Here is an 11,769-nt window from a genome sequence, read left to right as displayed (position 1 = left end):
CAAGAGTGAGATGTCAAAGCTACAACTGCACCTGGAGCCATATGGGGCATGGATGCCAATAACGCATCCAAAAGAGGCCCCGCAGTATTTGCTAGGGCCAATCATCCAGATTAATTTTCGACTCAACTAGCAGACAACTTGCTCATGAGGCAGCCGGCTAGCTGCTGACTCGTTTGAGCCCCGCCGCAAATCAACCATGCGCGCGATAAACCAAATAAATGCCTCCACCTGACCATTTAAAACACAACTCCCTGCACAGATGCTTTTCAGTAACCCTTGTACATCGGAGGAGTGCAAGGAGGAAACTGCATCGCTACTTTTTAGGAGCATTGAGCAGGAAGGCAGACCGGATATTTTATGATCACTTAAGGTCACATTTCCGTCGTAGTACAAAATCCTTACCGGCTCAGACTGGTCAGTGACACTTACAGACATAGCCAGGTTTGGAGTTGGGGCTGAGCCTCCTGCTAATGATCGTTTAAGATAGCTGGAGAAATTATTCGCCCAATCTTCCACTTCGGACTGCGCTATGCTCGGGTCCATAGCTTTTTCTTTTGTGGCAACCAATAAGTTATCAACTTCCCGCTCCGCCTCGATCAGGGCTTCAACGGTCTTGTCCACATCCCCTTTCGTATGGGCTGCTGAGCAAATAAGCCTGAGCCGGCCACGCCCGCTCTCCACTATGGGATAGGTAACCGCCGATGTCTGGACACCGCGTTTATATAACTCCTGCACTATTGCAAACAGCTTATCTTTGTTACTAAAGTGCGGCGTAACAATAGGCCCATCTCCTGTCCCCAGATCATAGCCGGCTTGTTCGAACCGCTGCCGCATATAGCGTGTCGTATCCCAGAGCCGCTCCCGTAAGCCATCATCGGTGCTAAGCCTCCGCAAAGCCGTCAGTGCCGCGGCAATATCTGCAGGGCTGATCGAAGCCTGGAAAATATAAGCTCTTGATGATGACCTCAAAAGATCTACATACTCTTCCTTCGCGGCAATAACGCCACCAAGACTGCCCAGCGCCTTACTGAGCGTCGTCATAATGAAATCCACCTGGTCGGTAACTCCCTGCGCGGCACAAATGCCCGCTCCACGTTCACCATAGAATCCGAAGGAATGCGCCTCATCCACCAAAACGAGCGCATCATATTTCTTTGCTGTACGAACAATTTTGGCTACCGGTGCGGCGCCCTCCCCCATGCTGTATACGCCTTCCAAAACAACGAGGACCGTACGGTATGGGGATACTTCTGACTCAAGCACAGACTCCAGGTCGGCGGCATCATTATGCTTGAATGTCCGGATTGTTGCGCCACAGAGACGGGCACCATCAACAATAGATGCGTGGCAAAGCTGGTCTATAACCACCACATCGTCTTCACCAAGAAGACCTGCAACCACTCCAACATTGGCGGTATACCCTGTAGGGAACAAGCATGCACTCGGTTTTCCTACCAGCTCTGCAAACTCAGTCTCGAACTCCAGGTGGAGATCTGTGAGACCTGACGCAGCGGCAGAAGTACCCATCCCAGTGCCAAACTTCGCTACCGCGGAAGCGGCTTCCTCCATAACTTCCTTATCCCGGTTCAGACCAAGATATAGATTGGTTGTCCAGATTATTGCTTCCTGCTCTTCATCATTGTAAACATCACTCACTGTGCCCCGAGTGGCACTACCTGTGCGCAGCACTTTACTGTAAGGGTTTCGGCGCTGGTCGTTCACCATATACATGACTTCTTGCACCAGCTTACTCTTATCCAGTGCAGACCAGGACGGTGCTTTTGCAGCCTGGAAAGTCGGATGGCTAGACTGGATATGCGATTGGAAGCTGGCAAGTGAATCCGATGCTGCACGATTCACTTTTTCATTCGAATCCTTAGCTGAATTATCACTCAAACTACCAAGGATGTGGTTTGCCAGGGTATTTGGGGTTGCGTAAGTCATAATCGCCTGGGAAGCAACCGAACGGCCCAGGTTATTGCTCAAACGCCGAGCCAATTCCAGGGTTGTGAGAGAGTCGAGACCGAGGCCAGAAAAAGATTGTTCCGGTAATACTTCTTCTGGATCTGCAAAATTAAGGAGTATGGCCACCTCTCTTTGAATAATCGACAGTAAAATTGCTTGCTGTTCTGAGCTGGAACCGATCAGGCGTTGCATCAAGTCACTGGAACTGTTCTCAGTATCAACACTTGATCCCAACCCAGCATAGCTCTCCTCTAGTTTTATCAGCTTTTTGCGATCGAGCTTATCGTTGGGTAACGCAGGTAATGCTTCTAAGTGCCTCACGATTTGGGGGATCATATATTTCGGAAGCCGCTGCGCCAGGAAATCTTTAACGGCTGTATCTGTTATCGTCTTGTCCCGGCTAACAATGTAGACTGCAAGCATTTTCTGACCAATGCCACCATCTACGGCGGCCGCTGCAGCAGCTTCAATACCCGGCATAGTCTCAAGCGTCGACTCTATCTCCTCAAGCTCAATACGGAACCCCCTGACCTTAACCTGCTGATCAACTCTACCAAGAAATTCTATCTCACCATTTTCCGTCCACTGACACAGGTCTCCCGTTCTGTACAAGCGGCGATCCGGGATAAGGTCACTAGATTCCCTCTCGATAAAACGCTCCTTAGTGAGAATTTCATCATATAAGTACCCTCTTGCCAGTTTGCTTCCAGCCAGATACAACTCACCGGCTTCACCCGAAGAAACCGGTTGCATGGACTCATTCAAAATATACGCACGGGAACCTGGCACTGATTTTCCAATCGTAATCGCCTTGATGCCTGGTTCAACTTCGGTAATTGTTGAGTAAACCGTATCCTCAGTAGGGCCATAGGCATTGAATACACGCAGCCCAGGTCTCAATGAATAAACCTGTTCAACCAGGGATCGCTTTAACGCCTCACCACCAAATACCAGGCACTGAAGCCCCTCGGGTAACTTTTCAGTGGCTAGTAATGTCTGCATTGCCGATGCCACAGATACACAGGTTCTTACTTGATCCGCTGCCGGATGGTTTGGCAAATCAAGTATATTCTTACCCAGTATTACCGTGCCCCCGAGTGACAAGGTGCCAAATATTTCCATTACAGAAGTATCAAAACAGACTGAGGCCCCTGCGAATACTCCCTGGAGTTCCTTCTCACTGAACAACTCACCCATAGAGTGACACATTGCCACAATACACCGATGCTCAACTGCAACACCTTTTGGTTTGCCAGTAGAACCAGAGGTATAGATAACATAGGCCAAGTCATTTGCTGATGGCCTGGCATGACTATCTAAAATCTCCTCCCCTTGGTCGCTCACTTTGTCGAGCCAGATTAACTCACCCACTTCGCGACATAGGTCAGCAGAGCTATCATTATCCACGATAGCCGCCAAAGCACGTGAGTGTTCCAGCATGTAACGAATGCGACCTTGAGGGTAAGCGGGGTCTAAAGGTACATAGGCACACCCCGCTCGCATTACGCCAATTAAAGTTGCCACAAGCTCCCAGGAGCGGCTCATGCATACCCCAACCAAAGATCCGGGCTTAATACCACGAATCTCAAGTTCAGCTGAGATCGCACTGGCCCGTTGTAGCAGACGCTTAAAACTCACACTGGCTCTCCCATCGATAATGGCTAATCGATCAGGGGCTTCCAGCATTTGCTGTGCGATCAAACTGCAGACTGAAATATCGGTTTGGGGCTGTATTTTGGAATTTTTAACTGGACTACTCACAGAATCTTACCTTTATATCTTTATTAAATATCTGGAAATTAACTTTCAATTCAATTTAATGTCTTTCAAATTTGGTCATAAATTTCCTAATTTTTAGAAACACCTCCTCTAAACCCAAATCCACAAACTAAAGGGTAATATTTAATTAAAAATCACGAATGACGTATCGCACAAAGTGATACAAACACCATTATTAAGTGAAATCTACTGTTCTTGCGCCATAGTTTTATCTTTTAATCAAGCAAGCTGGAATAACTCTGCAGTGAAAATAAGGAATATATAGGTAAAAGGGCTTTAGGCTAAATTTCTGATTGATCATTGAACTAAATATTACCAGCTCAACCATTTACAACACCTTCTTCACACAGCCTAACTGTAATAATTTTCTATTTATTTTTTATGTCGATATGAAAAAACTTACACGGTTCCTACTGCTGTGGAAAGATCCCTTTACAATCTTTCATGATCCACTTGGCCATACCTCAAGCCTAATTAGCCATATTACCCAGGGAACTTATTTAAAAAATTGCAACTAATGATGCGATATAGGAAAGGAAAACCTGCAACAGTTAGATAAGCAAGCCTCCTGGTAAAGCAAGTAAAAATACTGCTGCAAAGCGGCTGCCGGTCCAGGATATTTTACAAGAGGATTATTTAAAAAAATCTGGGCATTGGGCTAACTAACCCGCTTTAAACGTTTTTTCGCTTTTTCTCGCCACTCCTGAGAAAGGGATTGTAATTGACAAGCAGTTTCAAGAATCTGCGTACTACGCGTATACTCTTTGTCAAATAGAGCCCTAAACACAGACTTTACGCTAATAGAGCCTGTTAACTCCTTTACTTTCCTGAGTTCATCTCCCTGCCCGATATAGCCTTCTTTAAGTACCCTGAAGTATACACCTGTGTTGAAGTACTCTTTGAATAGTTTAACGGCCTTATCACTGTCAAATGCTATATTGAGCTTAAAGCAAGGGATTCTTGGCTGGCTCACCTCCAGAAGGCAATCTCCCACACGAAACCGGTCACCAATAAAAATCTTTTCTTCGATAAGCCCGGTCACCGTTAAATTTTCACCGAAAGCTCCATAAGGTAATTCGCTTCTGTCCAGAATTCCTTTCCAATATTCATAGTGGTCACTGGCAAATGCATAAACGGCCATATCAACGCCGCCGTGATGCTTTAGGTCGGCCTGTTCATCCCCTTCCAGGTTGCCTTTACTAACAAACACTTTACCTTTCACCGGTTTCTTAAAAATACCGGTGGTGACCAGCTCACCTTTGTATTCAACAACCCTCTTCTTGGAAACATTGATGGAAACAATTTTCATAACTTTATTACTGATCGCTCGATTTCATCACCCTAAGGAGCTTCTTCTATCATAATTCTCGGAAACTTGACACTTGGTTTTTTGAAGGTGATTACTTTCCCACTATAATTTCTCTCATATCGAGCCGATGGCAAAGCTCCAGCAATCAGTAGACACCCACTTTTAATCTTGATCAAAAAAATGGGGTAGGAATAACGGGAAAAAGACCAATAGATAGAACGCAAAAGCGGTATAAGAGTGTAAGAAGAGGCTAAAAGTCAACTAGCCCCTCCTGGCGCCCCCATATTACAGCTTGCTGGATAACTCACGAATCTCATGGTTGAGGATGCGATCGTTATGGCTGTAGTCCATAGGAACATCAATCAGGTGTACCCCACCCTCTTTACAGCACTTCTCGATCATTGGCTTTAGCTCTCCTGTTGCCTCGATACGATGACCATGAGCACCATAGGAATGCGCATAGGCAACAAAATCCGGGTTGCCAAAGTCCAGACCGAAATCGCTGAACTCCATCATAGCCTGCTTCCACTTGATCATTCCGTAGGCGTCATCCCGCAAAATCAGTACGATCAGGTCCATCTTTAAACGAACTGCCGTCTCTATTTCCTGGGAGTTCATCATAAAGCCACCGTCACCACAAATTGCGACCACACGACGATCAGGGTTAACCAGTTTGGCTGCCATAGCCGAGGGCAACCCAGCCCCCATAGTGGCCAGGGCATTATCCAGAAGTACCGTGTTTGGGCATCGTGCTGGGTAATTACGAGCAAACCAGATTTTGAACATGCCATTATCAAGGGCAATGATGCCCTTCTCTGGCATTACTTCCCGCACATCCCTGACCAATCGCTGCGGGCGGATTGGGAAGGTGTCAATCTTGGAAGCTTCATCAATCTGCTTTAACAATGCAGCGCGAATACGGTGGGCATCGGTAAAGCTCCAGTGTTCCTGTGGCTTCAGATGCTCAGTTAATTGCCAAAGGCTGTTGGCAATGTCCCCTATAACTTCGATTTGGGGGAAGTAAACCGGATCTACCTGGGCAGAGTTGAAGTTAATATGTACAACTTCCGCTCCCCCAGGACGCATAAAGAAAGGCGGTTTTTCTACTACATCGTGACCTACGTTGATAATCAAGTCTGCCTGCTCAATCGCCCGATGTACAAAATCTCCATCAGATAACGCCGTATTACCAATAAAGTGTGGGCCGGATTCATCAATGACCCCCTTACCCATTTGTGTTGTTACCGCAGGAATTCCCAGCTTATCGACGAACTTACGCAACATCTTTGCCGTGAGCTTTCGATTTGCACCGGCACCAATTAACAATAACGGCTTGCGTGATCCTGAGATAGCTTCTGCAGCATGGCGTATAGCTTTCTCTTCAGCGATGGGCCTGCGGGTATAGCTTGCTTCCAGCACTGGCATTGTGGAGTGTTCACGAGCTATATCTTCAGGAATTTCAAGGTGTGTTGCTCCTGGACGCTCTTCTTCTGAACGCCTGAATGCCTCCCTGACATAAGATGGCACATAGTCCCCACCAACGATCGTTTTGGTGTACTTGGTGAGCGGACGCATCATATCCACGATATTGATAATCTGGAATTGGCCCTGCTTGGAGCTCTTAATGGGCTTTTGGCCTGTGACAAGTACCATTGGCATGCCACCCAACTGGGCATAGGCCGCTGCCGTCACCAAGTTTGTAGCGCCTGGCCCTAAAGTCGCCAAACACACGCCCGATCTACCGGTCAGACGACCATATGTAGCAGCCATAAATCCGGCACCCTGCTCGTGACGGGTTAGAACCAGCTTGATCTTGGAGCCACGTAAAGACTCGAGTACATCCAGGTTCTCCTCCCCGGGGATACCGAAAATATATTCGACGCCTTCAGCCTCCAGGGCATGAATAAATAGATCGGATGCTTTCATTGATACGGCTCCTATGATCGCTGGCACTTTTGCCAGCACTTACTTGGATGACGCCAAAGGATGTGGGGCACCAGATGCTCCTGACCTACAACATGACTGCCAGTATTTTTCTAAATCAGAACTGCCAGTGAGCGGCGAAAATCTCCAAATTAAATTGGCTTCAAAATAATCATCTTCTTAGGATCCCAGTAGCGGACCAGGCCGCTCGGTCTACATGGTTGCTAACATCAGGGCAAAGGAATGAACTATTAATAACGTGAGTCCTTTCCATCAATACATTGTTGATCCCTGCCTCTGTATGACACCGGATTGTAAGAGTTGCAAATGAAAAAACGCTCGGAAGGCGTAAAAAAGCACTGGGTGCTTTCCCTTGCTGCTCTTGGCGTAGTTTTCGGTGATATTGGCACTAGCCCTCTTTATGCCTTTAAGCTGATCTTCCACCAAAGACATGGTATTCCACTTACCCATGAAAATATCATTGGAGGCGTTTCGGCAGTTTTTTGGGCTCTAGTGATTATTGTCACTGTCAAGTACGTCATCCTGGTGATGCGCCTGGACAATCGTGGTGAAGGCGGGATTATGGCGCTTTTGACGCTTGCTCTTTCCTCAATACAAGATCGGAGGTATCTACGGAAGTTCGTTATTTTGGCTGGCCTTTGTGGCGCTGCACTATTCTTTGGTGACGCCGTTTTAACTCCAGCGATCTCCGTCCTTTCTGCAATAGAGGGCCTTGAGATTGGTGGGGATATTTTTAAGCCGATGGTTTTACCTATTGCGATTGGAATTCTACTGGGACTCTTCTTTCTACAGCGATTTGGAACAGAGACCGTCGGAAAACTATTTGGCCCCATTACCGCTCTTTGGTTTCTGTCTTTATTAACTATCGGTATCACCTGGGTCGTGCAAAAACCCGAAATAATTCATGCGTTAAACCCAATCCATGCTTTCAAATTCCTTACCGGGCACGGTATAGCCTCATTTTGGATTCTTGGAGCTGTACTGCTGGTATTCACCGGTGGTGAGGCACTCTACACCGATATGGGGCACTTTGGTCGCACCCCAGTACGTATCGCGTGGCTAGGGCTGGTCTTCCCGGCCCTGACACTGAACTATATGGGGCAAGGCGCCCTTCTGATGGTAGACCCCTCTTCTTCCGACAACCCATTCTTTCGTATGTACCCGGCCTGGGCGCTTTTCCCGATGATCGCCTTAGCCACTGCAGCCACATGTATTGCATCACAAGCTTGTATTTCCGGTACATTTTCTCTTGCCAAGCAGGCAATCCAACTCGGCTTTCTGCCTCGCTTGGCAATACGTTATACATCCTCGGATCTTGCTGGCCAATTTTATATGCCCGGCGTAAATTTTATATTGATGGTTCTGGTAATTATTGTGGTTCTGGGGTTTGGATCTTCGACTAACCTGGCAGGAGCCTATGGTGTCTCTGTCAGTGGTACAATGCTGACTACAACCTGTATTGCGGCCATTGTCTATCGACACCACCTGAAGTACAGCCTGCCTATCTGTATCCTTGGTGCAATTTTCTTTATCCTCATTGATCTATCTTTCTTCACCTCCAATATTGCCAAAATCAGCCATGGCGGATGGTTTTCAATTACCTTAGGAGCCGTAATTGGGCTACTGATGACGACATGGCGGGAAGGCAAAAAGGCTATAGAGCGCTATCAAAAAAGCAAAGACTATAAACTCGAGCCATTTTTAACTTCCCTATTTAAAGATCCACCAACTCGTGTTCCTGGTACAGCAGTATTTGTGACCACGAACAAAATTTATACTCCTCATGCCCTAATTTACAATCTTAAGCACAATAAGGTTCTTCACGAAAAATTATTATTTCTCATCGTGACAGTTGCCAACACACCCCTTGTTGTACCACGGAACCGGTTTATCATTAGCAAGCTAAGGGAGGGGTGCTACCGCTTAATTCTTCGGTATGGCTATATGGAGCATCCGGATGTTGAGCGAGCCCTACGGCGATTATACAATACCCATTTATTGGATATCGATCCAAGTAAAGCATCCTTCTTCCTTTGTAGAACAAATATAATCCCGGTAAAACATGGTTACAGCAATATGCCTCCCTGGCGGGAAAGACTATTTTCAGCCATGGTGCGTAACTCAAGCAGTGCGATTGCATACTTCCGAATACCGGCAAACCGCACAGTAGAAATGGGGGAGCATATTATGATTTAAACTTAGTAACTGTTTACAAATTAAAGGCGGAGCTCCCCGACTCGACAAGCCTATTTATGTCTAATAAGCTAGTTTAGCGACAAACCCCAACAAGATATGGTTTTACTATGGTCATTAAAATACCTAGAAAAAGCTCTGAGAGCCAATTGAAATAATGCTCACTTTTAACTGTGCGGAAGGTAGAGCCCAAAGGGAAATCTATAAAATATGATTTACCAATGGGCACTATTCTTTTCACCTCATTTTTATATGGGCCTCAGGCTTAGAAATACGGCCTATATCATTTTCCCCAAATACAGAGTGGTACTAGCCAATTACTTAAAATTACTGACCCATTTCCCTTACAAGATATCCAGCACCGTCAATATTCTCCATTACCCAGAGAATATAAGCGATATCGACATGAATCGCCCGAGTACTATCGGTGAAATCCCAATCGGCATTGATGCTATCGTAGGTTCCATCGAACACAACACCCACCAGCTCACCGCGACCATTCATTGTCGGAGATCCTGAGTTACCGCCCGTAATATCTACGGTACTTAAGAAATTAACCGGCACTGAATCCAGCTGCTTTTCATAGTAACGGCCAAAGTTCTTCTTATCGATAGCTTCCATTAAAGCTTTGGGGGCATCAAAGGGGTCCTCACCTGTGTACTTTGCCTTAATACCACGCAAGGTTGTAAAAGGTACAAAACCCTGCTTACCATCATTACCATCGGCAGCCTTTTTAATCGTTCCGGCTGGTGGCTCATAGCCTTTAACCAGGCCATAGGTCACGCGAAGGGAGCTATTGGCATCTGGATAGACCGGCTTACCTTGGGAGCGATAATAATCAATAAGCAATTCCATATATTGGGGGCGTAATTGAGCAAAACGACCCTTCATTGCCTCGTCCTTGAGCTCCTGAGCAAGCCTTTCCTCGTATATTGCTACCGCTAATTGAATAAAAGGATCTTTACTTTCTGCAAATTCTTCAGGTTTCTTACCAATCCACGCCTCACGCACCTTCACATCAGAGAGCGCTGTTTCGTTATACATGTTATCGAGGGCCAAACTCAGATCACCGCCTTCCTGGTCTATCTCCAAGAAACGATCAAAGCTGACAATTCGGTCCTCTTTGGGTAACGCTTGGTAACGCTGTAAAAAATAGGACCAAATCTGCTTATCTACCGATGCATCATAAGTGCGCTCGATACGCCGCATACGCTCAGTAAAACGTGTTAAATCTCGCTCCTGATATCCCGGTTTGCGCTCATCATTGGGCTTTTCCCTTTCCATTGCCAAGCGATAGAGATCTCGTGCGGCACTTAACATAGCGGAGCGGCCGACATCTGAATTTGTTACATCCCGCTCATAGGTTGACTCTTTTTCAACTATCAATGCTTCCAAGTCATCGATAGTTGATTGGTATTTCTTTTTGCGAGCCTTGTCTGACTCCACCCAAGCCTGCAGGTCAGTTTCAAGCTTGTGTTTGCGCTGTAAAAGGTCACTACGCTGATAACCTTCCATCATTCCGGTAAAGTTTTTTGAATAATTGTTCAACCCTGCCACAAGGCTAGCGTACTTCAACTCAGCATCTTTATTATCAGCAGTAGCCCTCGCAATTGTTTCTGACCACTCACTCAACATTTTTTTCATTCTGGGGTAGTACCAGCTGAAATTAGTCTGCACCTCCTGAGCTGTACGATAACGATTAGTGCGGCCTGGATAACCCACCACCATAACGTAATCCCCTTCCTTAGGCCCTTTTGCCGCTACGGGCAGGTAGTGCTTGGGCTCGTAAGGGACATTATCCTTGGAGTAGTCGGCCGGTTTACCGTCTTTACCAACATAGGCGCGGTAGAAAGCGTAATCGCCGGTATGGCGAGGCCACATCCAGTTATCGATATCTCCGCCGAATTTTCCAATCGAAGATGCCGGTGCATGGACTAAACGCACATCGCGGATTTCCAATTGCTTAACCAGGTAGTAATTCAAACCGCCGTAGTAGCTGTAAACCTCACAGCGATGCCCCGGATCTTTTTCACACCCAGAAACCAGTGCTTTCTCGGCTTCTTCGATTGCAGTAAAACGTGCAGCACCATCCATCTCATCAGTCAGGCGATCGTTGACCTTATTCGTCACGTCTTTCATTGCAACGGTGACATAGACCCGGGAGCCTGGTGCAGCAGGCAGCTCTTCTGATAAATCTCCGGCCAGGAAACCTTCAGCGAGTAAATCCTTGGATTCTGTTGAATTGTATGAAATTGAACCGTAGGCACAGTGGTGGTTGGTAATCACCAATCCCTTGGGTGAGACAAAGGAAGCGGAACATCCCCCCAGGCTGATCACCGCATTCATTGGAAATTCGGTAAGCTTGGTCATGCTGGCTGGGTCCAGCTCCAGGCCATGACTGCGAAGCTCTTTGGACAGTTCAGGCAACTGGTGAGGCTGCCACATGCCTTCGGTTGAACCACTCTCCTTCTCTGTGGCAAGGCTGGAGTAACTCGCTCCAGCAAATAATGCAGCAATTGCAACCCTGAAAACGATCGAATTTTTTATTTTCATATTTACTCGGAAATTTTAAATTAAGT

At 46.6% G+C, this 11,769-nt stretch carries 5 protein-coding genes; 1 reads left to right on the top strand and 4 read right to left on the bottom strand.

Annotation, left to right across the window (positions count from 1 at the left end; all coding sequences use genetic code 11):
* Nucleotides 1–126: 126 nt before the first annotated feature.
* The 3 genes from ACJJI7_RS17475 to ACJJI7_RS17465 form a co-directional block, all read right to left on the bottom strand.
* A complete protein-coding gene (locus ACJJI7_RS17475; protein WP_444901625.1) occupies nucleotides 127–3,726 on the bottom strand; it encodes an amino acid adenylation domain-containing protein in 3,600 nt (1,199 codons plus the stop codon).
* Between the two features lie 676 nt (nucleotides 3,727–4,402).
* Entirely contained in the window at nucleotides 4,403–5,053 is a 651-nt protein-coding gene (locus ACJJI7_RS17470) for an MOSC domain-containing protein (protein ID WP_444901626.1), read from the bottom strand.
* 285 nt (nucleotides 5,054–5,338) lie between these two features.
* Nucleotides 5,339–6,979 carry an acetolactate synthase large subunit gene (locus ACJJI7_RS17465; protein ID WP_282950633.1) on the bottom strand — a complete coding sequence of 547 codons (1,641 nt, stop codon included), beginning with the start codon at nucleotides 6,977–6,979 and terminating at the stop codon, nucleotides 5,339–5,341.
* 324 nt (nucleotides 6,980–7,303) lie between these two features.
* Between ACJJI7_RS17465 and ACJJI7_RS17460 the strand changes: the two genes are divergently transcribed.
* On the top strand, nucleotides 7,304–9,193 hold the full coding sequence (locus ACJJI7_RS17460) for a potassium transporter Kup (RefSeq protein ID WP_444901627.1): 1,890 nt from the start codon (nucleotides 7,304–7,306) through the stop codon (nucleotides 9,191–9,193).
* Between the two features lie 324 nt (nucleotides 9,194–9,517).
* On the opposite strand, the gene ACJJI7_RS17455 is transcribed toward ACJJI7_RS17460, so the two are convergent.
* On the bottom strand, nucleotides 9,518–11,743 hold the full coding sequence (locus tag ACJJI7_RS17455; protein ID WP_444901628.1) for a S46 family peptidase: 2,226 nt from the start codon (nucleotides 11,741–11,743) through the stop codon (nucleotides 9,518–9,520).
* Nucleotides 11,744–11,769 lie beyond the last annotated feature (26 nt).

The sequence above is a fragment of the Microbulbifer variabilis genome (genome assembly GCF_056232115.1).
The sequence above is the reverse complement of the archived record's forward strand: the minus strand, read 5'-3'. Positions and strand labels throughout refer to the sequence as shown.